This is a genomic window from Roseovarius faecimaris, from assembly GCF_009762325.1.
Classification (GTDB): domain Bacteria; phylum Pseudomonadota; class Alphaproteobacteria; order Rhodobacterales; family Rhodobacteraceae; genus Roseovarius; species Roseovarius faecimaris.
On record NZ_CP034348.1, the window covers coordinates 3643072 to 3665905 of the forward strand.

The 22834-nt window shown below is 60.2% G+C and carries 17 protein-coding genes and 1 tRNA gene; 8 read left to right on the forward strand and 10 right to left on the reverse strand.

What is annotated here, in order from left to right:
* Nucleotides 1-39: 39 nt before the first annotated feature.
* The 6 genes from EI983_RS18155 to EI983_RS18180 form a co-directional block, all read right to left on the reverse strand.
* The gene (locus EI983_RS18155) at nucleotides 40-2040 is read right to left on the reverse strand and encodes a hydantoinase/oxoprolinase N-terminal domain-containing protein (RefSeq protein WP_157708749.1); all 2001 of its coding nucleotides are present in this window, start codon (nucleotides 2038-2040) and stop codon (nucleotides 40-42) included.
* Nucleotides 2041-2089: 49 nt separating this feature from the next.
* Nucleotides 2090-3142 carry a tRNA epoxyqueuosine(34) reductase QueG gene (queG, locus tag EI983_RS18160; RefSeq protein ID WP_157708750.1) on the reverse strand — a complete coding sequence of 351 codons (1053 nt, stop codon included), beginning with the start codon at nucleotides 3140-3142 and terminating at the stop codon, nucleotides 2090-2092.
* A gap of 57 nt (nucleotides 3143-3199) precedes the next feature.
* Nucleotides 3200-3865, reverse strand: a complete 666-nt coding sequence (gene fzlA, locus EI983_RS18165; RefSeq protein WP_157709153.1) for an FtsZ-binding protein FzlA — start codon at nucleotides 3863-3865, stop codon at nucleotides 3200-3202.
* A 59-nt stretch (nucleotides 3866-3924) separates the two neighbouring features.
* Nucleotides 3925-4656: a monofunctional biosynthetic peptidoglycan transglycosylase gene (gene mtgA, locus EI983_RS18170; protein ID WP_157708751.1), complete on the reverse strand. Its 732-nt coding sequence runs from the start codon at nucleotides 4654-4656 to the stop codon at nucleotides 3925-3927.
* Between the two features lie 224 nt (nucleotides 4657-4880).
* Nucleotides 4881-9413 (reverse strand): glutamate synthase large subunit, encoded by a 4533-nt coding sequence (gene gltB / locus EI983_RS18175; RefSeq protein WP_157708752.1) that lies wholly within the window; start codon nucleotides 9411-9413, stop codon nucleotides 4881-4883.
* Between the two features lie 166 nt (nucleotides 9414-9579).
* Complete coding sequence (locus tag EI983_RS18180) at nucleotides 9580-11013, reverse strand: NAD(P)-dependent oxidoreductase (protein WP_198389341.1); 1434 nt, start codon at nucleotides 11011-11013, stop codon at nucleotides 9580-9582.
* A gap of 222 nt (nucleotides 11014-11235) precedes the next feature.
* Here EI983_RS18180 and EI983_RS18185 point away from each other — a divergent pair, with 222 nt between their 5' ends.
* On the forward strand, nucleotides 11236-12039 hold the full coding sequence (locus EI983_RS18185; protein WP_157708753.1) for an undecaprenyl-diphosphate phosphatase: 804 nt from the start codon (nucleotides 11236-11238) through the stop codon (nucleotides 12037-12039).
* A 9-nt stretch (nucleotides 12040-12048) separates the two neighbouring features.
* Here the strand turns inward: EI983_RS18185 and EI983_RS18190 are convergent, their stop codons facing one another.
* Entirely contained in the window at nucleotides 12049-13032 is a 984-nt protein-coding gene (locus EI983_RS18190; RefSeq protein ID WP_157708754.1) for a complex I NDUFA9 subunit family protein, read from the reverse strand.
* Nucleotides 13033-13178: 146 nt separating this feature from the next.
* Between EI983_RS18190 and EI983_RS18195 the strand changes: the two genes are divergently transcribed.
* A tRNA-Leu gene (locus EI983_RS18195) sits at nucleotides 13179-13264 on the forward strand.
* Nucleotides 13265-13543: 279 nt separating this feature from the next.
* On the opposite strand, the gene EI983_RS18200 is transcribed toward EI983_RS18195, so the two are convergent.
* Both EI983_RS18200 and EI983_RS18205 read right to left on the reverse strand, forming a co-directional pair.
* The gene (locus EI983_RS18200; protein WP_157709155.1) at nucleotides 13544-15175 is read right to left on the reverse strand and encodes a Hint domain-containing protein; all 1632 of its coding nucleotides are present in this window, start codon (nucleotides 15173-15175) and stop codon (nucleotides 13544-13546) included.
* 552 nt (nucleotides 15176-15727) lie between these two features.
* Nucleotides 15728-16210 (reverse strand): hypothetical protein, encoded by a 483-nt coding sequence (locus tag EI983_RS18205; protein ID WP_157708755.1) that lies wholly within the window; start codon nucleotides 16208-16210, stop codon nucleotides 15728-15730.
* Nucleotides 16211-16727: 517 nt separating this feature from the next.
* Here EI983_RS18205 and EI983_RS18210 point away from each other — a divergent pair.
* On the forward strand, nucleotides 16728-17312 hold the full coding sequence (locus tag EI983_RS18210) for a recombinase family protein (protein WP_157708756.1): 585 nt from the start codon (nucleotides 16728-16730) through the stop codon (nucleotides 17310-17312).
* A gap of 184 nt (nucleotides 17313-17496) precedes the next feature.
* On the opposite strand, the gene EI983_RS18215 is transcribed toward EI983_RS18210, so the two are convergent.
* Nucleotides 17497-18623 (reverse strand): IS3 family transposase gene (locus EI983_RS18215; RefSeq protein WP_157705192.1). Its coding sequence is split into 2 segments (ribosomal slippage): nucleotides 17497-18359 and nucleotides 18359-18623, totalling 1128 coding nucleotides; the frame shifts between segments, so codons are not numbered across the junction.
* A gap of 297 nt (nucleotides 18624-18920) precedes the next feature.
* Between EI983_RS18215 and EI983_RS18220 the strand changes: the two genes are divergently transcribed.
* From EI983_RS18220 to lptB, 5 genes are all read left to right on the forward strand, one after another.
* On the forward strand, nucleotides 18921-19493 hold the full coding sequence (locus EI983_RS18220) for a Crp/Fnr family transcriptional regulator (protein ID WP_246162228.1): 573 nt from the start codon (nucleotides 18921-18923) through the stop codon (nucleotides 19491-19493).
* Nucleotides 19494-20169: 676 nt separating this feature from the next.
* Complete coding sequence (locus EI983_RS18225) at nucleotides 20170-20781, forward strand: ribonuclease D (protein ID WP_157708758.1); 612 nt, start codon at nucleotides 20170-20172, stop codon at nucleotides 20779-20781.
* The gene (lptC, locus tag EI983_RS18230) at nucleotides 20781-21395 is read left to right on the forward strand and encodes an LPS export ABC transporter periplasmic protein LptC (RefSeq protein WP_157708759.1); all 615 of its coding nucleotides are present in this window, start codon (nucleotides 20781-20783) and stop codon (nucleotides 21393-21395) included. The genes EI983_RS18225 and lptC overlap by 1 nt, the downstream gene beginning before the upstream one ends.
* Before the next feature lie 43 nt (nucleotides 21396-21438).
* On the forward strand, nucleotides 21439-21894 hold the full coding sequence (gene lptA, locus EI983_RS18235; RefSeq protein WP_157709156.1) for a lipopolysaccharide transport periplasmic protein LptA: 456 nt from the start codon (nucleotides 21439-21441) through the stop codon (nucleotides 21892-21894).
* Entirely contained in the window at nucleotides 21894-22652 is a 759-nt protein-coding gene (gene lptB, locus EI983_RS18240; RefSeq protein WP_157708760.1) for an LPS export ABC transporter ATP-binding protein, read from the forward strand. The genes lptA and lptB overlap by 1 nt, the downstream gene beginning before the upstream one ends.
* Nucleotides 22653-22834 lie beyond the last annotated feature (182 nt).

The window sequence follows — 22834 nt, forward strand, 5'->3', positions numbered from 1 at the left end:
GGGCGCCACTCTACAGGGTGGGGGTTCACCCCACCACCCCTAGACGGCTATCCGGGGTCGGCCACTGGCCTCCACGGTGATCTCCGCCTCCAGGAACACCTCCCGCGCCTCGGCCTCGGCTTTGCGTACATCCCGCGTGGCGCTCACATGGATATCCTCCGCCCCGGCCGCCACGGCTTCGGTACGCGCGTCAGCCTCAAGATGCAGCTGCAGCGCGTCCATCGCCGCCTCGGCACTGGTGTAATCTTCCGGCCCGGTCCCCAGATGCACCCGGTACCGCCCCTCTGCGGGGGCCGTCACCGTGCCTGCACGCCGGATCGTCACCCGGCCCACCACGGCCCCGATGGCGTTGGCCACACCTGCGTGTTGCGGCAGATCCATGCGACAGCCCAGCCGTTCGCCCACCGCCGGATAATAGGTCGCCGCCGAGGCTCCAAGCCCGATCACCGGCACGTTCACCCCGGCCTCCAGCCGTACCAGCCCGCGATGCCCGTCCAGACCCCGCTGCATCAGAACATGCCGCGCCAGATCGGCGGGGGGCAGGCCGAAATCCTGCTCTTCCTCGGCAAAAGCAGTCTCTAACAAGGCCAAAGCGGTCTGATGGGTCAACTGCTCCACGATCATCCGTGCCATCGCATCCGGCCCTTCGGCCACACGATTGCCCGCCCCGGTCCGCTTGCGCGCCAGCAGGGTCAGCGCCTTTTCCGCCGCCTGCCCATCCCAGGCGTCCAGCGTCCCGATCACATGGCTGGCATCCGACGGCGTGGCCCCCGCAACCTGCACCAGCCCGCGGCTCACCAGCCGCCTCAGCCCGGCCACCTCCATCCGCGTGCGCAACACCTTGCCCACAGGATGCACCATGTCGCCGATCCGCTCCAGCAGGGCGGCATCCTTCTCCGGCAATCCGCCCGCCTCGATCCCAGGCACCGCGCGCACAAACCGCGCGTCATGCTCACCTGGGGTGTCGCTGCGCAGCTGCTCATCCAGCACCTTATGCACCAGCTCCGGCGCATCCACAGCCATCAGGCTGACCGGCACCACCCGCCTCGGCCCGAGGGTGACACCCCCGGCCAGCCCCTCGTCGATCACATGCACCTCGCTGTCGCCGCCCAACCCTGTGGTGCGCATCGCCACCGCTTCGACCATCGTCCGCCAGGGACCAACCCGCGCACCGGCAGGGTCAATCGCGGGCTTGCCGTCACGCAGGACCGCCACATCGGTCGTCGTCCCGCCAATATCCGAGACCAGCGCATGATCCGCCCCGGTCATCCAGCGCGCGCCGACGATACTGGCCGCAGGACCGCTCAGGATCGTCTCGATCGGCCGCTCCCTGGCCTGCTCCGCACTGATCAGCGCCCCGTCGCCGCGCACCACCATCAGTGGCGCCTCAATGCCAAGCTCGCGCAGCTTGCCCTCGGCCTTCTCGATCAGCCGCGCGATCATCCCGATCAGCCGCGCATTCAAAAGCGCCGTGAGTGCCCGCTTCGGCCCGTTCAGCCGCGCCGACAGGTGATGCGAACAGCTCACCGGCTTGCCCGTGATCTCGCGGATCATCTCCATCGCGGCCAGTTCATGCGCCGGGTTACGCGTGGCAAACTGCGACGCCACGGCAAAGGCAGATGCGCCGATATCCGTCTCTAACCATGCCGAAAGTGCCTCTTTGTCCAGCGGCTTCGCCTCGCCGCCCGCATGGTTATGGCCACCTTCGATCACCAGCGCCGGATCGCCTCCCAGCGCCTCGCGCAACCCGTGCCCCTCCAGATCGCGCTCGCGAAATCCGATATAGACAAGTCCCACGCGCCCACCCTGACCCTCGACCAGCGCATTGGTCGCCAGCGTGGTCGACAGCGATGCCATGCCGATCTCGCGCACATCCGCGCCACTCTCTTGCAGAACCGCCTCAATCGCCGCGCCAATGCCAATCGCCAGATCGTGCCGCGTGGTCAGCGCCTTGGCCGCGGCCACCACCTCCGCCTCGTCGCGGATCAGCACCGCATCCGTATAAGTCCCGCCCGTATCAACGCCCAACAGCAACGCCATGCGCCCGCCCTCTCATCCGTTCCCAATGCGGTGTAGCGGGTTTGCGCGGCTATTCCAGCCCATTTGCGGCATCTGACAACCTTGAAACCGCCCAGCGCGCCGCATCCGCCACCGCCGGGTCCGGATCGTCGCACAGGTTCCGCGCCACCCGGCGCAACCCGGGCTCCCCCGAATTGCCAATCGCATAAAGGACATTGCGCACAAACCTGTCGCGACCAATCCGCTTGATCGGCGAGCCCGAGAAAAGCGCGCGGAACCCGGCATCGTCCAGCGCCGCCAGCTCCGCCAGCTTTGGCGCCTTCAGCTCCTCGCGCGCATGATATTTCACCTCGCGCGCCTGCACGGCAAACTTGTTCCAGGGACAGACCGCCAGACAATCGTCACACCCATAAATCCGGTTGCCCATCAGGGCGCGTAACTCTTCCTCCACCGGCCCGTGATGCTCGATCGTCAGGTAAGAGATACAACGCCGCGCATCCAACCGATAGGGCGCCGGAAACGCCTCGGTCGGGCAGATATCCAGACAGGCCCGGCAGCTCCCGCAATGGTCGATTTCCGCTGGATCAGTCTCTATGTCCAGCGTCGTGAACACCGATCCAATAAAGAACCAACTGCCCAGGTCGCGGCTCACCAGGTTCGTATGCTTCCCCTGCCAACCCAGCCCCGCCGCCTGCCCCAGCGGCTTCTCCGGCACCGGGGCGGTATCGACAAACACCTTCACCTCACCGCCCGCCTCTTCGATCAGCCACCGCGCCAGCCGTTTCAGCCGCTTCTTGACGATGTCATGATAATCCCGGTTCCGTGCATAGACCGAAATCGCCGCCCGGCCCCTCTGCTCCAGTACCGCCAGTGGATCCTCCTCGGGCGTGTAACTCTCGCCCAGCATGATCACTGACCGCGCCTCGGGCCACAGAACCTGCGGCGCGCCGCGCCAATGGGTCCGCTCCGCCAGCCAACCCATCTGCCCGTGATAGCCTTGGCTCAGAAACGCCGCCAGCCGCTCCGGCACCTGAGGCACATCCCAGGGTCGGCACACCCGCGCCAGCTCGAACCCTTCCTCAAGCGCCCGCGCTACCAGCCTCTGTTTCAGCCCGTCTTTCATCGTTCCAGAAATACTCAAAAAAGAAAATTCGTACGAATTTTCTCAACCCGCCCCGGATCAGAAATCCAGATCGGCATAATGCGCCGGCGGCGGAAAACCCGGCACCTGATCCGACAGGATACCCCGAAATGCCGGGCGCGACTTGATCTTCGCATACCAGTCCTTGACCACATCCGACCGGTTCCAATCCACGTCCGAAATGTAATCGAGCGCACTCAGATGCGCCGCAGCCGCAAAATCGGCCAGCGTCATCTTATCCCCCGCCAGCCAGCGCCGATGGTCCAGAAGCCACGCCATGTAATCCAGGTGATACTTGATCGCCCGCGCCCCCGATTTCACATTGCCGCTATCGGGAAAACCGCGCCCCATCACCTTCTTGTTGACCCGCTCATACAAGAGCTTTGAGGTCACCTCCTGATGGAACTTGTCATCGAACCATCCCACCAGCCGCCGCACCTCATACCGCCCCTCGGGCGAGGTCGGCATCAGCGCGGGCTCGGGATATTTCTCTTCGATATACTCGCAGATCGGCCCGCTCTCGGCCATGGTCCGCCCGTCGATCTTCAGCACCGGCACCTTGCCCGCCGGGTTGCGCCGCAGAAATTCCGGGCTTTCCTCCCAATAACGCTCCTCGACCAGCTCGCATTCGATCTTCTTTTCCGCGAGGCTCAACCGCACCTTGCGGCAAAACGGCGACAGGGGAACGTGATAGAGCTTGGCCATGGGCTGTTTGACTCTCAAACTGCGGGTTCCTGCTTCAATGCCCCGATTGGCATCGGTTTTCAATCCTCGAAACAGGCGGCCCGCCCGTCGCGGCGGATCGTGGCCGCCCCATCCAGGATCTGTGCTGCCCGTTTACGCTGCTGCGCCGTGGGTTTCGAGGCCGAGCGTCCCTTCGGATTGGGCAGCACCATCGCCAGCCTTGCCGCCTGCGTCGGGCTCAACTCCCCCGGCCCCACTCCGAAATAGTGATAGGCCGCCGCATCGATCCCAAACACCCCCTCATCGAACTCCGCCACGTTCAGATACACCTCGACGATCCGCCGCTTGGACCACACCAGTTCCACCAGCGGCGTGATCGCCGCTTCCAGCGCCTTGCGTGCCCAGCTCCGGCCATGCCAGAGGAACACGTTCTTCACCACCTGCTGCGAAATCGTCGAGGCACCGCGCCCCGAGCCCTCTTCCAGAGCGGCCCGGATCGCATCCATGTCAAACCCCCAATGCCTGCAGAAATTGGCATCCTCTGCCGCCACGACCGACCGCGCCATCACCGGGGCCACCGCGCTCATCGGCACCCACTGATAATCGATCGCGCCCAGCCGCCGCGCTTCCTGGCCCATATAAAAGGTGCGCGGCGGGCTGATCTGGCTGAAAATCACCACCAGAAGCACAACCAGCACCGTCACGATCAGAAAAAGCCTCCAGATCCAACGCCTGAGCGATGAAAAAAGCCCCCGTCTCGGGGCTGACTTATCCGTCTTACCGGAGCTGCGTTTTGCCGCTTTGCGTGCCATCGCTCCAGCTATACCGTCCCACCGCCGGTTGCAAAACCCCATCCGGCCCGCTCGCAGCCCAGGCTTTCATCTTTCCCGAAATACTCCCGCCGGAGGCTCCGCCCCCGCCACAGGCGCACCGGCCCGACCCTCGCGTCGCCTCACCCCTCGCTCCGAGGAGGAGGCGCAAGACGACGACGAGACAAACCGGTGCGCGCCCCGCGCGCTCAATCAGAAAACAGACCCTACTCCGCCGGAACCGCTTCTCTTTCAATCCCGATCGGATGCGCCAGCTTGTCCAGCATTTCGATCGGACAGATCTGCAAGAAGTTCGCTTTCTCGCTATCCCAGTATTGCAGGATCTTCTGCGCCTTCAGGCTGCCGGTCTCCGCGGCATGCCGCTCGATCAGCTCTTCCAGCTCACCCATCCAATGCGGCTCGCTCACCGGACAGCTGACCACCGTCTCCGGGTTGATCAGGTTTGCCGCCCGCCCGTCCGGATCATAGAGATAGGCCATGCCACCGGTCATACCGGCGGCAAAGTTCGCGCCGATCTCACCCAGGATCACGGCGACGCCGCCGGTCATGTATTCACACCCGTTAGAGCCACAGCCCTCGACCACCACCTTCGCACCCGAGTTGCGCACCGCAAAACGCTCACCGGCGCGGCCGCAGGCAAAGAGATAGCCATCGGTCGCCCCATAAAGCACCGTATTGCCGATGATCGTGTTCTCAGACGCCTCCAGCGGGCTCATCATCGGCGGGCGCACCACAATCGTGCCACCGGACAGACCCTTGCCCACATAGTCATTGGCATCCCCCGACACCTCGATCTTCAGGCCCGGCGCCGCAAACGCGCCCAGCGACTGCCCGGCACTCCCGGTCAGCTTCACCGTCAGGTGATTGGGTTGCAGGTTGTTGCGCATCCCGAAGTTGCGCACGATATGGCTGCTGACCCGCGTGCCCACGGTCCGGTGCGTGTTCTGCACCGCGTAATGCAACTGCATCTTCTCGCCATCGTTCAGGAACCGCGCCGCGTCGCGCACGATCTCGGCGTCCAGCGTATCGGGCACCTCATTGCGCGGCCGGTTGCGGTCATAGGTGATGTGGCTCGCCCCATCCACCGTGATCAGCATCGGGTTGAGATCCAGATCGTCCAGATGCGCCGACCCGCGCGAGGTCTGCGTCAGCAGATCCGCCCGCCCGATCACATCGTCAAGCGACCGCGCCCCGATCGAGGCCAGAACCTCGCGCACTTCCTGCGCATAGAAGGTGATCAGGTTCACCACCTTGTCGGCATTGCCGGTGAACTTCGCGCGCAGGCTCTCATCCTGCGTACACACGCCCACCGGGCAGGTGTTGGACTGGCACTGGCGCACCATGATACAGCCCATCGCGATAAGCGCCGCGGTGCCGATCCCGTATTCCTCGGCCCCCATCATCGCCGCCATCACAATGTCCCGCCCGGTGCGCAGCCCGCCATCCGTGCGCAGCGTGATCCGGTCCCGCAGCTTGTTCATGCTCAGCACCTGATGCGCCTCGGTCAGGCCCATTTCCCAGGGCAGACCGGCATATTTGATGCTCGTCGCAGGGCTCGCCCCCGTGCCGCCATTATGCCCGGAGATCAGGATCACATCCGCCTTGGCCTTGGCCACCCCGGCGGCAATCGTGCCCACGCCCGACTGCGCCACCAGCTTCACACAGACCTTCACCTGCGGATTGATCTGCTTCAGGTCATAGATCAGCTGCGCCAGATCCTCGATCGAATAGATGTCGTGATGCGGCGGCGGGCTGATCAGGGTCACGCCCTTGGTCGAATGCCGCAGACGCGCGATCAGGTCGGTGACCTTCATCCCCGGAAGCTGCCCACCCTCACCGGGCTTGGCACCCTGGGCCACCTTGATTTCCAGTTCCTCGCAATGGTTGAGGTATTCCGCCGTGACGCCAAACCGCCCGCTGGCCACCTGCTTGATCTTGGCGCTGGGGTTGTCGCCATTCGGCTCAGGCGTGAAATGCGCCGGGTCTTCCCCCCCCTCGCCACTGTCCGAGCGCGCTCCGATCCGGTTCATCGCCACGTTCAGGGTCTTATGCGCCTCTGGGCTCAGCGCGCCCAGGCTCATCCCCGGCGTGACAAACCGCTTGCGGATCGCCGTGACACTTTCCACCTCGTCAATGCTGATCGGCGCGCCCATCGGCTTGATCGCCAGCAGATCGCGCAGGTGGATCGGCGGGTTGGCCTGCATCGCCGCCGAATAGCGCTTCCACAGCTCATAGCTCGCCGTGTTGCACGCCATCTGCATCATATGCATGGTCTGCGCGCCCCAGGCATGGCTCTCGCCCGATTTGCGCGCCTTGTAGAAGCCACCGATCGGCAGGATGTCCTGCCCCTGGCCAAAGGCCTTGTGATGCACCTCTTCCAGCTTGGTCTGAATACCGGTCAGACCGATGCCGCTGATCCGGCTGGTCAGCCCGGGGAAATACTCCGCACACATGGCACGGCTGAGGCCCACGGCCTCGAAATTCAGGCCCCCGCGATACGAGGAAATCACCGAAATCCCCATCTTCGACATGATCTTCAACAGACCCTGGTCAATCGCATTGCGATACCGCGCCACCGCCTCGGTCAGCGTCCCGTCGATCAGCCCGCGCTCGATCCGGTCGTTGATGCTGTCCTCGGCCAGATAGGCGTTGACCACCGTCGCGCCCGCGCCCACCAGCACGGCAAAATAATGCGGGTCGATACATTCGGCCGACCGCACATTGAGCGAACAGAACGTCCTGAGCCCCTTGCGCGTCAGGTGGCTGTGCACCGCCGACGTGGCCAGGATCATCGGCATGCCGATCCGGCTGTCGCTGACCCCTTCATCGCTCAGCACCAGATGTCCCGCGCCGCTGCGCACCGCATCTTCCGCCTCGGCCCGGATCCGTTCCAGCCCGGCCTGCAACGCGCCCTTGCCCGGCGCAAAGGTGCAGTCGATCCGCGCCACCTCGGCGTTGAACTCCTGCATCAGCGCATCCCACTGCGCATTACCCACAAACGGGCTTTCCAGCACCATGATCTCGGTCTGCGCACCGCTTTCATCCAGCACGTTCTTCAGGTTGCCGAACCGCGTCTTCAGGCTCATCACCCGGTACTCGCGAAGGCTGTCGATCGGCGGGTTCGTCACCTGGCTGAAATTCTGCCGGAAGTAATGGCTCAACGGGCGATACTGCTTGGACAGCACCGCACTTGGCGTGTCATCCCCCATCGACGCAATCGCCTCTTTGCCATCTTCGGCCATGGGCGCCAGGATCTGCTCCAGCTCCTCGATGGAATAGCCCGCCGCCGCCTGCCGCCGCCGCAGCTCCGCGCCGGTAAAGACAGGCTTCTCGGTGATGCCATAAAGCGTGTCTTCCAGATCGTTGATCTTGTCGACCCACTCCCCGAAGGGCAGCGCGCGCGCCAGTTTGTCCTTGATTTCGGTGTCGTGGTAGAGCTTGCCCTTCTGCATATCCACGGCCAGCATCTGACCCGGGCCAAGCGCACCTTTTTCGCGCACCGTTGCCTCGTCAATCGGCACCATCCCGGCCTCTGACCCGGCAATCACCAGCCCGTCACCCGTCACCACATAGCGCATCGGGCGCAAGCCGTTCCGGTCCAGCCCGGCGCAGACCCAGCGACCATCGGTCATGGCCAGAGCAGCAGGGCCATCCCACGGCTCCATCACCGAGTTGCAATAGGAATACATGTCGCGCCAGGCCTGCGGCAGGTCCTCGGCCTGTTTCGACCAGCTTTCGGGCACCAGCATCGTCTTGGCCATCGGGGCCGACCGGCCCGCGCGCACCAGCACCTCGAACACCGCATCAAGCGCCGCACTGTCGGACATACCACCGGTGATGATTGGCTTGATGTCTTCGGCCTTGTCGCCAAACGCGCCGCTCGCCATGCGAATCTCATGGCTCTTCATCCAGTTCACGTTGCCCTTCAGCGTATTGATCTCGCCGTTATGCGCCAACATCCGGAAGGGCTGCGCCAGCCACCATTGCGGGAAAGTGTTGGTCGAATAGCGCTGGTGATAGATCGCAAAGGCGGATTTGAACCGCTCGTCCTGCAGGTCCGGGTAGAACTCGCTCACCTGCTCGGCCAGCATCATGCCCTTGTAGATGATGCTGCGGCAAGACAGCGACGCGATATAAAGCTGCCCGATCCCGGCGCTCGCGGCGGCCTTCTCGATCCGGCGGCGGATCACATACAGCTCGCGCTCGAACTCCTCTTCCTCGATCCCCTTGTTGTTCGAGATCAGGATCTGTTCGATCTCGGGCCGCGTCGCATTGGCCTTCTCACCCAGACAGGCCACATCCACCGGCACATGCCGCCAGCCATAGATCGTATGACCCATGCGCAGCACTTCGGTTTCCACGATGGTCCGACACGTCTCCTGCGCGCCGAAATCCGTGCGCGGCAGGAACACCTGCCCCACCGCCATCAGCTGATCTTCGCGCGGCTCATGCCCGGTGCGTCGTACCTGATCATAGAAGAACGGCACAGGGATCTGGATGTGAATGCCGGCCCCATCGCCGGTTTTGCCATCGGCATCCACCGCGCCCCGATGCCAGATCGCGCGCAGCGCCTCGATGCCCGCCTCGACCACACGGCGGCTCGGCTTGCCATCCTTGGCCACGACAAGGCCCACCCCGCAGGAGGAATGCTCCTCGCTCTCGTGATACATCCCGTTCTCGGACATCCACTTGCGCTTGGCGTCCTCGCGGGCCACCCAGTCTGCGTCATATGTGGTCATGGGCTTGCTCCTTTGTCCGGCCGTATCGGTGACCGTCTGTTAACTCTCTGGGTCAGCGTTCCTGACCCGATCTGTCTCTTCTTTGCTCTTTGTTAACCGCGGTTAACGAAAGCTGGATTTTGTACAAAACAGGGGGTGATTTTGTACAAAACGTACAAAATTCCGCTCATTCCGCCGCCACCGATTTTTCCGCATTCAGGTCGTCCAGAATGGCCGCTGCCGCGTCGCGGCCGTCACGGATGGCCCAGACCACCAGTGACGCGCCGCGCACGATGTCCCCCACCGCATAAACCCCCGGCATCGCCGTGCGCCCGGTGGTAAATTCGGCCTTGACCGTCCCCCAGCGGGTGACCTCCAATTCCTCTTGATTCCAAAGGGTTGGCAGATCTTCCGGCTCAAATCCCAGCGCCTTGATCACAAGGTCCGCAGGTTCGTCCGTCACCGCCCCTTCAATCTCTTCGGGGCTTTGCCGCCCGCTCGCATCCGGCGCGCCCAGCCGCATCTGCTGCACCTTGACCGTGCTCACCGGATCGCCAGAGAACCCTTTAGGTGCGCTAAGCCACTGGAAAACAACGCCTTCTTCTTCTGCATTCTGCACTTCTCGCTGACTGCCCGGCATGTTCTCCCGGTCGCGGCGATAAAGGCATTTGACCGATTTGGCCCCCTGCCGGATCGCCGTGCGCACACAGTCCATCGCCGTGTCGCCGCCGCCAATGACAATCACTTGTTTTCCTTCAGCATTCAGCTCACCGCTTTCGAATTCGGGGACCGTGTCGCCAAAGCTCAACCGGTTGCTCGCCGTGAGGTAATCAATCGCCCTGACGATCCCTTTCGCACCCGCGCCCGGACCAGGCAGGTCACGCGATTTATAGACCCCCGTCGCGATCAACAACGCATTGTGTTTATTGCGGATTTCTTCAAAACTCAGATCGGTGCCGATGTCGCAGTTCATGACAAACTCGACACCACCCTGTTCAAGCTGCTCGATGCGCCGCATGACGACATCCTTTTCCAGCTTGAACCCCGGAATGCCATAGGTCAGCAGACCCCCGGCGCGGTCGTAGCGGTCATAGACCGTCACCTGCACACCGGCGCGCCGCAGCACATCCGCCGCCGCCAGCCCGCCGGGGCCTGCGCCAATAATGCCCACGGATTCAACGCGTTCCGCCTTGGGCGCAATGGTCTCAACCCAGCCTTCTTCCCAGGCGGTGTCGGTGATGTACTTCTCGACCGAACCAATCGTGACGGTGCCATGCCCGGATTGTTCAATCACGCAATTGCCTTCGCACAGCCGGTCCTGCGGGCAAATCCGGCCGCAGATTTCGGGGAAGGTGTTGGTCGCCTGGCTGATCTCATAAGCTTCCTTGAGCCGCCCCTCGGCGGTCAGGCGCAGCCAGTCGGGAATGTTGTTGTGCAGCGGGCAATGGCTCTGGCAATAGGGCACACCGCATTGGCTGCACCGGCTCGCCTGCTCTTTCGCCTTCGCGTCGGCATACTCGGCATAGATCTCGTTGAAGTCCTTGCGCCGCTCGTCGGCCTGCCGTTTCTCCGGCATGTCCCGTTCCACGGTCACAAAAGTCAGCATCGGTTGCTTCGCCACGGGCGGCCTCCTCACGAGATTTCAAATGCTTGATCTCTCTAGAGCAGCCGAGATGAAAATAAAAGTCACAACTTATGACCTATTATTAAATAAATTCATCCGAGGCGCCCGCCCAATCAAGGAAATCGCAATATTTTAGTTCCGATACGGACCCAAATCCTTCCTTTCCTCCAAGTCACATTGGTTTATAGCTGCAAAAAACAGTTGAGCAGGGTTTGGCTTATGCCGCTTTTCCATCTGATTCTGGTGGCCGCGATCCAGGGGGTGACGGAGTTCCTGCCGGTATCGTCCTCCGGCCATCTGATCCTGCTGCCGCATCTGACGGGGCTGGACGATCAGGGTCAGGCCATCGATGTGGCCGTGCATGTCGGGACGCTCTTTGCGGTGATTCTCTATTTCTGGTCCGATGTGAAGCTTGCCCTCTCGGGCCTGCCCCGCGCCCTCATGGGCCGGATCGACACGGAAGGCGCAAAGCTTGCGCTGCTGCTGATCATCTCCTCCATCCCGGTCGTCGCCTTCGGTCTGATCCTCAAGTTAACCGGGTTAAGCGATGCCATGCGCTCCATTGCCGTCATCGGCTGGACCATGCTGATCTTTGGCATTGTGCTCTACTGGGCCGACCAGGCGGGGGCCTCTGAACGTACCATGAAAGACTGGGACCTGCGCGATGCCATGGTCATGGGTGTCTGGCAGGCGATTGCCCTGATCCCCGGCACCTCGCGCTCGGGCATCACGATCACCGGGGCGCGTTTTCTGGGCTATACGCGGCATGATGCGGCGCGGCTGGCAATGCTGATGTCGATCCCCACGATCATCGAAAGCGGCACGCTGCTGGCAGGCGAGACCGCTTATCAGGCAAATATCGGCCTGCTCCGGGATGGGGCGATTGCTGCAAGTTTCGCCTTTGTCGCGGCGCTGCTTTCGCTGGTGCTCATGATGCGCCTGCTGCGCTCGGTCAGCTTCACGCCTTACGTGATTTACCGCGTCATCCTGGGGCTTGTGCTTCTGTTTATCGCCTATAGCTGAGGCAGGCGCTTACTCCGTGCGGAGGTTCGACGCACTTTCCTTAAGCGCCTCGAACTGTCCCGCGGGGCGGAACCGCCAGAGATAATCCGGCAGGATCGCCTCAAGCGCCGTTGGGCGAATTCCAAGATCGGCAAAGCCCTTGGCACCTTCGGAAACAACATTATCGACCCGGAGGCTCTTGACCTGATCACGGGTGATCTGGGCGGGAACAAGGCCCCCCGAAACGATCGCAACCATGTCCATGAAAAACGCCATGATCCGCGCTATGCCAAACGGAATGTTCAGGATCAGGCGGCGGCGGCGCACCACCTGCAGCATCTGCTCCATCAGCTCACGGAAGGTGTTCACATCAGGCCCGCCAAGCTCATAGATGCCCGGTGCGGCCTTGCCTTCTGCGCCCAACTCGGCGGCGCGGGCCACGTCATCGACATAGACCGTCTGAAACTTCGTGTCGGCGCCCACAACCGGAAGCACCGGACCAAACCGCGTCATGCTGGCGAACCGGTTAAAGAACTGATCCTCAGGCCCGAATATGACCGAGGGGCGCAGGATCACGGCATTCGGGAAGTGGTCCAAGATACCAGCCTCGCCTGCGGCCTTGGATTGGGCATAAAGGCTGTCCGCCTCGGCATCGGCCCCGATAGCAGACAGATGCACAAGATGGCTTACACCTTCTTCCGCGGCGATCCGCGCGATCCGTTCCGCGCCCTTGTCCTGAACAGCTTCGAAATTATTCTTGCCGCGCGCATCGAACGTACCGACGCAATTGACGACGGCATCTGCCCCCTGCATCACCGCGCGCACGCTGTTGTCATCGCGGATATTACAGAAGACAGGTTCCACCTGCCCGACAACACCATAGGGTTTCACGTGCATCGCCTCATTGGGGCGGCGCACGGCGACCCGCACACGCCAGCCCGCCTTGGCCAGACGCCGTGTAATGTAACGGCCCACAAAGCCCGAGCCGCCATAGATGGTGACGAGTTTCGACATGTGCTGCCCTCCAGGCTCAGTGGAATACCCCATCTTCCTATCGCCCCGTGCGGCGATGAACAAGATCATATGCTGATATGCCGCACGGGTAAAAACGCCGTTGACAGGACAATGGGACAGGGATACACGCCTGCTTCACGACACCTGCCCAGGTGGCGGAATGGTAGACGCGCTAGCTTCAGGTGCTAGTGTCCGTATGGACGTGGAGGTTCGAGTCCTCTCCTGGGCACCAAATTTCCCTCAGATTCATAATTATATCAGTTATTTAAATAGCTGCTTTCTAATTCTATCCACCCTGTCGTCCACCTTGGAGCAGGTGATGTGCTCCTACTTCCTGACTTGAACGGGCGGAAACCAGACTTTCTCCGCAGTTGCACGTTGATTGAGGCGGTGTTGAAGAAGCGGACATCCAGATCGCGTCGAATCCGAATGCTCCGCCGCACGGCGGCTCCGAGCCCATAGTGGAAGCGCTCTTGCAACGCCGCTTGCAGAAGCATTTTTCATCTTCTGGTTAGGCGGTGAGCGGTATGGCGCTTGGTTTTCCGGATGCTGTTCGCTGAAAGTTGCGCAGCCTTGGTCTGAGTTTCCAGAGCGGTGGCGTAGTTGCAACGGTTGAAGCTGGCATCCCCGAAAGCAGAGCCCGCGCCTCATGCGCTTTCAAGCACATGCGAGCGGTTTCGCCATGAAAACTGGGGTCGCTGCGCAATTGTGGGAAGATGGCAAACATGTCTTCCCGCGCCTCGTCCGATATTGCAGAGATCCCCATGTCGGCCGCATGGAAGCTTTCTGTGGCCGCGCCCTCGGCATAGATCACCTCGTGCCGGTCAAACATGATGTGGAAATAGCTCACCAGTCTACGCTCCAAGATGCGCACATTACACCCGTCGACCAGATGCTTGGCAGCAACCAGAACCTCGTCAGTCCCGAACAGAAGCTCGGCCTTATAGCCCGTGAAAAGGACCCGGTGCTGCGGTGATACGATAAGCGGCCGACGCGCCCCGTCCATAACAGTTGAATTGATCGCAACGGGCGCGAACTTGCCGCGCCCTTCGACGGTGCTCTTCCCAATCCAGCGGATCGGCTGAAATCCATTGTCGCGGGTCAGAACCATATCGCCCTGTCGCAGTGTCTCGATTGCACGCTCACCCCGGTCCGTCATTATTCGTGTGCCAGGGGTGAAGCAGATAATGTTCTCGATTTCCGAGAAGGTCACGACCGTGCCATCAGACATGGTGAAGTTACCCGAAAGCCCTCCGGCCGCGTCATCGGTGTTGGTAAAGGTGATGTCGTTGTAGCTGACATCTGGCGTCAGTTGCAATGTGTCGCCATTCGTTTCACCTGTCTCACCGCCGGTGATGGTGATCGTGGAACTTCCCGCCTCACCGAGGTCTTCCAGAACGAAAAAGTCGTCGCCGTCGCCGCCATCGGCACTGTCGCCTTCGGCGAGGTATATCTCGTCGTCACCCAAGCCACCAAAAAGCTGGTCAGCGCCAGTGCCGCCGATGAGCGTGTCGTTGCCGTCCTCACCCAATACAGTATCGTCGCCAAAACCTGACACGACATAGTCATTGCCAGCTCCTGCCGTAACCGAGTCGTTGTTGCCGCCTGCGTTACCCGGCTGCAGCGGGTTGCCGTCGTTATTGTCGATCCGGTCGCCTTCGAGGTCCCCGGTATAATTTATGTCAATGACATCATCACCACTCGTGCCTTCGACGATGTAATCGGGTGCGGGTTCTGACCCGAGGTTTTGAACGCCGATCCGACCGTTTCCGAACGCATCCATCTCGGCCTGCGTCGCATTGTCATCCGGCAAGAAGGCCAAGCGCGTCGTTTCGCCAGCTGACGGATAGTCCTGCACCGTGATGACATAAACCACATTACCTTCGAACTGGTCCGGCACTTGACCCGCGCCTTGGTTTTGTTGCGTTGGAAGCTCTCCAGACAACTCAAAGGTGAAGTCATAGGATATGCCGCCGATCTCAACCTGCGTATCTGGATCAGGCGCGCCGCCATTCGTGTCGAGGATCAGATCGCCATTCGTGCCGGACTCCACGAATGTTATTTGCGTCGCCGGATCGCCAGTCAGGTTCAGCGCGGGATTGTTGGCGCTATTGCTGTCTGTTCTGGCCCAAAACGTCCACATATCGTCGATCCACTTGTAATTTCGCTTAACGGCGAAAACCGTTTCCAAAATGGATACAGACTGTTGATGGCGGCGAGTGGGACCGTTTAAGTCGAATTTAAGATAAGTTATGTCACCAATACGGCGCCGTCACAGCTCGCAGAAGCGAAGGCCACATCGCCGACGGGTGTGTCGCCGCCCGAACCCTTGATGAAGAATTTACCGCTGCCATCACGAAGCGATGTCTCGGCCTAAACCAAGTTCGGTGACGAATGGTGGAAAGTCCGCGCATGTCAGTGGTCCCGACATCTGCCACCGCCAAGATTGAGAGAGCGCAGCCAATGGCAGCAATGCGGGCTGCGACCGCTGAATCTCGGAATGGTGCTGAGTGTCCGGTTTGGGCCGGAACTGCACCGGCAATGTATCCTATTGATGTCGATGCGGCATCGCGGGAAATGTCGGCTTGGAGCCCAAAGCTCACGTTGGCTTTAATAACCGTCCGTTCGACAAGAGCACTGTGCAGTCGGAGGCAGATATTAGAAAGATCAGAGATTGGCGGTTGTTCGAGCAAAATTAACGAAGAGTGATGGCGCCTTTAATGGTATTTTTGGCCGCGCCATTGGACCGATTCACCTTTGAAGTAAAGGTTCCGCCGCCGGATGCCTGCAGCCATAGACCGGTTCCGCTATTCACTGTCCAGTAACCGTGTACCTGCCCCTGCGGATCCAGCCGCCGAGCGGTCCAGCCAAGAAGCACACGATCCCCTTCGAGCCCGTCAAATACGCAGACGCCATTGCCCTCAACCGCACCGCCACGCATTTCCATGACACCGAAGCAGGGGCCCGTGAGTTTACTCATCGGATTGGTCGCATCTGCCATATCGAACTTGGAGTAAACGGTACGCGTATTCATAATCGTGTGGTCAGCGCTAAATTCAGTTATCTCTGAATTGGATTGGCCCGTGGCGACCCCGTCGCTCTCATAAGCCTCAGCATAAGCTTTTGTACTAATGGATATGAGTATCGCGATCGTTGCAAATGCTGATCCAAATTGCATAGTCCGTCTCCGTTAAAATCTATAAAACCTTTTTTAAACCGTAGAGACAATTGGGAGACTGAGCAACCCTAGCCTATAATAGACTATTGCAGCCTTGAAAGGCAGCTGCGTCCGCACTTCTGCAAGTTCAGTTGGCCCTAAACTTCGCGCACGCAGCGAATGTCGGCAATGTGGGCTGCGGCTGCAGCATCCTGGCGGGCCGGTGAACGGCAGAAATCGGGCCGATACCGCCAGTTGTCCGGGCTCGGCTGAATGTCTCAAAAGTCCGCACTCCCGACGTCGAACCCATGTCAGGTTTTGCACTCGCAGCGAATGACCGCAAAGCGGGCTGCCGCCGCAGCATCAAACCGATGGGTCAGATGTCGGCTCTGGGCCGTAAGCGCGGCTGGTGTCCGATAGGGCTTGCCCTTTTGAGACGCCAAAGTATCGTGTAACTAACTGTATCATATACATATTTTATTGCTTTTGAGACATTTATGCCTCATAATCTGAGATATCAATGAGACAGGTGGCACAGATGCTGATCGGCTATGCAAGGACTTCAACAATTGAACAAAAGGCGGGTTTGGATACCCAGCTTGAAGAACTGAAGAAAGCGGGCTGTGACAAGGTTTTCGAAGAACAGGTGTCCTCGGTTGATATCAAAGCCCGCACCCAGCTGGACGCTGCAATAGAATATATCAGGGAGGGTGACACGCTGGTGGTGACCAAACTGGACAGGTTGGCCCGCTCTGTCAGCCACCTCATGAAAATTTTGGACGACCTAACCACCAAATCAGCACACCTCAGGATATTGGGGTTGGGAATAGACACCGCAGGGCCGACAGGTAAGTTGATCCTGACGGTTCTTGGAGGCATGGCTGAGTTCGAGCGGGGTATAATGCTAGAACGCCAACGCGAGGGCATCGCAAAGGCTAAAGCTGCGGGCAAATACAAGGGTCGCAAACCCACCGCGCGCGCCAAGTCTGAAGAGGTCATACAACTACACACTGCCGGGACAGGGAAGGCTGAGATAGCTCGACAGCTAGGAATTGGGCGCGCATCGGTGTATCGTATTCTAAATAGTGCAATTGCCGCTAAATCCCAATGTGTAGAGACCTAAATGGTCGCTGGCTTATGCTGTATTGAGGAAATTTATATGTTGAAATTCTTTTCTTTAAAACGCTGCGTATTCATCACGCTTCTTTCGCTCCTTGGATCACCTTCTATTGCTCAAGAAGATATTGATTGTTCAAAATTTGATGACCCAGATTGGCGTGCCCCCTTCGGGTGGTCCGGTTTAATTGTTAGTGCATCGTGGGCCTCTGGTCCATTGGAACGATGCTTTTGGGCGCGGGTGGGCGGTAACCCAATGCGCTGTGGGGTCTGACCGTGTTGTAGTGGACGCGCCATTGCTCGATCAGGATTTGAGCCTCGCGTAAGGTATAGAAGATTTCGCCGTTGAGTAGCTCGTCGCGGAAACGGGCGTTGAAGCTTTCGCAATATCCATTCTCCCAAGGCGACCCTGGTTCGATGTAGGCCGTTTTTGCTCCGACGGCGGCGATCCAGTCTCGCACCTTCTGAGCGATAAATTCTGGTCCGTTGTCGGATCTTATCCACTCCGGCGGGCCACGCAGGATGAACAGGTCGGTCAGTGCATCCAGCACATCGGTTGAGTTGAGTTTGCGATCGACGCGGATCATCAGCGCCTCCCTGGTGTATTCGTCGATGATGTTGAGCGTTCGATAGACGCGCCCATCAGCGGTTCGATCCTGCACGAAGTCATAGGACCAAACGTGGTTCGGTCGTTCGGGCCTGAGACGCACGCATGATCCGTCGTTCAGCCAAAGCCGCCCTTTCTTCTTCTGTTTCTGTGGAACCTTCAGCCCTTCACGCCGCCATATCCGTTCAACCCGCTTATGATTCACACACCACCCAGCGTTGTTCAGCAAACCAGTGACCATGCGATACCCATAGCGCCCGTACTGGTCGGCCAGCTCAATGATGTCGTCGGTCAATCGCGCTTCATCAGCACGGCCTTGGGGGACCTTGCGCTGCGTCGATCGATGCTGCCCAAGTGCGCGGCAGGCGCGGCGTTCAGACACGCCAAGCTCCTGCCGCACATGGTCGACGCATTTCCGGCGACGCGAAGGGCTCAGAAGTTTCCCTTTGCGGCTTCCGTCAGGATGAGCTTATCCAAGGTCAAATCGGACACCGCTCGACGCAGCCTTTGGTTCTCTTTCTCCAGCTCTTTCAGACGGGCAAGCTGAGACCGCTGCATCCCGCCATAGAGCTTTCGCCATCGATAGAACGTCTGTTGCGTCACGCCGATTTGGCGCACTGCCTCGACAATCGTCGCGCCTTGCCCCTGCAGAACTTCAACCTGTCGAAGCTTCGAAACAATCTCTTCGGGCTTCTCTCGTTTTCCAGCCATCGCTGATCCTCCAATTTGCGGGATAATCTATCCCAGTTGGTGGACCACTTTCAGGGGGCTACTCCAACTCCCTAATGGTGAATGTGAAATAGTACTTTTAATTGTGAAGCCGAAGGCGCGTCGAATTGTCTGCACACATCGTTGATCTGAATACTGAAGTGGCGCTCAAGTCCGCCGTCTTTCGGGACCTTCCGCGAGACCAGGTTTTGCCTTTGATCCGCGACGCCAAACAACGCGAGGTTGAACGCGGCAGCACGACTTTTTTACCAGGGTGAAACCGCGCATTCGCTGTTCATCATGCTTGATGGATGGGTCAAGCTTTATCGTCTGTTGCCCTGCGGAGTCGAAGCCGTCGTCTCGGTGCTCAGCAGAGAGGACGCATTTGGCGAAGCCAGCGCAATGCCGGGTGAGGTCTATTCGACGGGTGCCGAAGCGGTAGCGGACTCGCATATCATGCAGATTGACGCGCGGAGCCTGTGGAGCGCGATCAAGGAAAACCCGCAATTGTGCCATGCGCTTCTGGGCGCATCGGTGAGCCGCAACCGCGCGCTTGTCGATCAGCTGGAGCAGCTCAAATCCCATACAGGCGCGCAGAGAATCGCGGATTTCCTTCTGGGGCTTTGCAAGACAGAACATGGTGCATGCACGGTTGTGCTGCCCTATGACAAGGGGCTGATCGCCAGCTGGCTTGGCCTGAAGCCCGAAACCCTGTCACGTGCCTTCAAGCGCCTTCAGCCCTATGGCGTGAGCATCTCGAAGAACCGCGCCACGATCAAATCGGTCGAACGCCTGATCCGATTCGCAGAAGAAGACCCGTCCTCATCGCGCAAGGATGCCCCTTTGAAGAGCTCATCCTTCACCCAAAGCTGACAGGATTCGCAATGTCGGCGGGACCGGTCAGGAACAAAACGCGTCAGGTGCATGGAAGGGCCGCAAACCGCCGCTTTGCGGTCTAATCGCGTGGCGCAATTGTGACGCTGCGTCGCGGTCGGCGGTCAATAAAAATTACTGTCCCAGCCTGCTATTTTTGACAAATGTCAAGGCGAAGAAGGCCCAAAGAATTGATTACTTTAAGAGTCAGCAAGGGACCAAATGCGCCAAAGGCAATAACAGACTCTTCCACGACGCAGTGCGGGGCTTCGGGTCCGAAGCACGCGGTTGCGTAGGTGCCGAGTTGAAACGTCTCGGGTCGGAGGTTCTGAGGAGCACCAGCGGATGAGAGGCACGACACGGCCGCTCACACTTGGTGTCACGAAGGCTGTCAGGGCTGCGGCCGGTGCGGTTTTATGTGCCCGGCAACAACTCAGATGGCATCGGCTGACAAAGTCGGTGTCGGTGAAACCCGCAGCTTCACCGACACCGCGCCTTTCCTGCCGGGCAGAACGCGCATCACTCAGCCACCCTGGCCACCGTTCAAAGCGCGGGCAAAGCTGTGGCGCCGCCCCCTCTTTCCGAGTATCAGACAATTTGAACCGACCGGGATGCAACTCTCCGATGTATCTCCTATGTAACAGCGCAGGACGGTGCGCTCCTGAGGAAAAGAACGATGGCAAACCATTTCTACAAACGCGATCTGCCGGATGGCCTGACGCTCGGACCGGTGGTGGCCATTGACTGCGAGACGATGGGGCTCAATCCCCACCGCGACCGGCTCTGTGTTGTGCAGATGTCTGGGGGGGATGGCGATGCGCATCTGGTGCAGATCGAGCAGGGCCAGACAAACGCGCCCAACCTCACGGCCATGTTGGAAGATCCGGACGTGCTCAAGCTATTTCACTTTGGCCGGTTTGACATCGCCGCGATGCTGAACGCCTTTGGCGCGCTGACCGCCCCGGTTTATTGCACTAAGATCGCCAGCAAGCTGGTACGGACCTATACGGATCGTCACGGACTAAAGTATCTCCTGCAAGAACTGCTTGGCGTGGACATCTCCAAACAGCAGCAAAGCTCTGACTGGGGTGCGGCAGAACTGACGGAGGCACAGCTTGACTATGCCGCATCCGATGTTCTCTATCTGCACCGTCTTCGCGAAGAGCTGGATGCCCGGCTTGCCCGCGAGGGCCGCACCGAGCTGGCGCAAGCCTGCTTCGATTTCCTGCCGACGCGGGCAAGGCTCGACCTTGTCGGCTGGCCCGAGATCGACATCTTTGCCCACTGATGCAACTCGACGGCGATCTCTATTCGCGGGTCATCGCCTGGATGAAAATCCTGTTGCCGCTGGCCGCGCTCGGGTTGTTGTCCACGCTTTTCCTCATATCCCGCACGGTGGACCCGACACAGCAGGTGATCGTTGACGAAATCGACCTCGAACAACGCGCCCATGAGCAGGGTGTGACCAACCCATCCTTTGCCGGGGTCACCGGCGGTGGTGACGAGGTGATGTTTCAGGCCGAACGCGCGCGTCCCGATCTGAGCAACCCCGAGCGCCTGATCGCCGATACTGTCATGGCGCGATTCCGCCTGACCGAAGGGACGATCGTTGATATCACCTCCGAGCATGCCGATATGCATCAGAGCAACTTCACCGCTTCTCTGGACGGCAATGTGACGGTCACAACCTCCAATGGCTATCTGATCCACACCGACAGGATCGACGCGCGCTATGATTACCTGCACGCCGAGACCCCGGGGCCGGTCGAAGGCTCGGGCCCTCCGGGCGAGATCACTGCGGGGAAAATGCGACTGGTCTCGAACGAAGAGACCGGCATCGCAGAATTGGTGTTCACCGATGGGGTGAAACTGATATACAAGCCCAATGGTTCCAAGGACTGATTACGTGCACAGCCTCAAGACATTCGCCCTTTTGCTCTGCTTGATGAGCCTGCCCGCGATAGGCTGGGCGCAGGGTGCGCAAATCGCCTTTGGCAACACGCAGCAGGACGCCGACGCCCCGGTGGAGGTGACGGCCGACAATCTCTCGGTCAACCAGAACGACAACACGGCCGTGTTCACCGGAAATGTGCTGATCGGGCAGGGTGCGATGCGTCTGTCGGCGCCGCGCGTTCTGGTGGTCTATCTTGCCGATCAGTCGGGGATCAAACGGCTGGAAGCGTCCGGTGGGGTCACTCTGGTCAGCGGCGATGATGCCGCAGAGGCGACACGCGCCAAGTATGACATTGAGACAGGCATGATCGAGATGCAGGGCAATGTTCTGCTGGTCCAGGGCGTCAATGCGCTCACGGCGGACCGTATGTTTGTCGACACCCAAGCCGGCACCGCGCGGATGAGTGGACGGGTGAAAACCGTATTGCAGCCGGAAGGCGGGCAGTGATGGCCAGGCCCGAACTGCATATCGCGCATGAAAACACCGGCCTGCAAGTCAAGAACCTGCGCAAGAGCTATAACAAGCGCGTGGTGATCCGCGATGTTTCGCTGGAAACCCAGCAAGGCGAGGTAGTGGCCCTGCTCGGCCCGAATGGCTGTGGCAAGACCACGACCTTTTACGCCATTGCCGGGCTGATCTATCCCGAGGGCGGGCATGTTCTGATTGACGGGCGCGAGGTGACCAACCTGCCGATGTATCGCCGTGCAAAGATGGGCATCGGGTATCTGCCGCAGGAGATGTCGATCTTCCGGGGCATGTCGGTCGAGGACAATATCCTCGCGATTCTCGATATCTCTTATCCGAATCGCCATAAACGGCGCGAGCGGCTCGAAGAGCTGCTCTCGGATTTCTCGATCGAGCATTTGCGCCGGGCTCCGGCCCTGGCCCTGTCCGGCGGGGAGCGTCGCCGGGTCGAAATCGCCCGCTGCCTTGCGGCCAATCCGCGTTACTTGCTGCTCGATGAACCCTTTGCCGGGGTCGACCCGATCTCGGTCGGCGATATCCGGCACCTCGTGGCTGACCTTAAAAAGCGCGGCATCGGTGTGCTGATCACCGATCACAATGTACGCGAGACGCTGGAGATCGTTGACCGGGCCTATATCCTGCATGACGGTCAGGTTCTGATGTCGGGATCGCCCAGCGATGTGGTCGAGAACGAGAACGTGCGCCGGGTCTATCTGGGCGACAATTTTCGTATCTCTTAAAGGATCGTTCACGAAGCGCTGCGAAATGGTGCGCTGAACACCGATCATCATTGACAACAGCCTCGGAAAGCGCGTCAATTGGGGTATGACATGTTGCACAATTGCGCCTCTGCTCCATACGCCCGCCTCGTCCGGGACTGGGCAAGGGCAAACCAGCGACAGGTCATCTTTCCTCATTCAGG

Bases quoted from the DNA above. Each gene is read 5' to 3' on its own strand.
- EI983_RS18155 (WP_157708749.1), bottom strand. From the start codon at position 2,040: ATGGCGTTGCTGTTGGGCGTTGATACGGGCGGGACTTATACGGATGCG.
- queG (WP_157708750.1), bottom strand. From the start codon at position 3,142: ATGAAAGACGGGCTGAAACAGAGGCTGGTAGCGCGGGCGCTTGAGGAA.
- fzlA (WP_157709153.1), bottom strand. From the start codon at position 3,865: ATGGCCAAGCTCTATCACGTTCCCCTGTCGCCGTTTTGCCGCAAGGTG.
- mtgA (WP_157708751.1), bottom strand. From the start codon at position 4,656: ATGGCACGCAAAGCGGCAAAACGCAGCTCCGGTAAGACGGATAAGTCA.
- gltB (WP_157708752.1), bottom strand. From the start codon at position 9,413: ATGACCACATATGACGCAGACTGGGTGGCCCGCGAGGACGCCAAGCGC.
- EI983_RS18185 (WP_157708753.1), top strand. From the start codon at position 11,236: ATGCCGCTTTTCCATCTGATTCTGGTGGCCGCGATCCAGGGGGTGACG.
- EI983_RS18190 (WP_157708754.1), bottom strand. From the start codon at position 13,032: ATGTCGAAACTCGTCACCATCTATGGCGGCTCGGGCTTTGTGGGCCGT.
- EI983_RS18200 (WP_157709155.1), bottom strand. From the start codon at position 15,175: ATGTGGACGTTTTGGGCCAGAACAGACAGCAATAGCGCCAACAATCCC.
- EI983_RS18205 (WP_157708755.1), bottom strand. From the start codon at position 16,210: ATGCAATTTGGATCAGCATTTGCAACGATCGCGATACTCATATCCATT.
- EI983_RS18210 (WP_157708756.1), top strand. From the start codon at position 16,728: ATGCTGATCGGCTATGCAAGGACTTCAACAATTGAACAAAAGGCGGGT.
- EI983_RS18220 (WP_246162228.1), top strand. From the start codon at position 18,921: ATGCTTGATGGATGGGTCAAGCTTTATCGTCTGTTGCCCTGCGGAGTC.
- EI983_RS18225 (WP_157708758.1), top strand. From the start codon at position 20,170: ATGGCAAACCATTTCTACAAACGCGATCTGCCGGATGGCCTGACGCTC.
- lptC (WP_157708759.1), top strand. From the start codon at position 20,781: ATGCAACTCGACGGCGATCTCTATTCGCGGGTCATCGCCTGGATGAAA.
- lptA (WP_157709156.1), top strand. From the start codon at position 21,439: ATGAGCCTGCCCGCGATAGGCTGGGCGCAGGGTGCGCAAATCGCCTTT.
- lptB (WP_157708760.1), top strand. From the start codon at position 21,894: ATGGCCAGGCCCGAACTGCATATCGCGCATGAAAACACCGGCCTGCAA.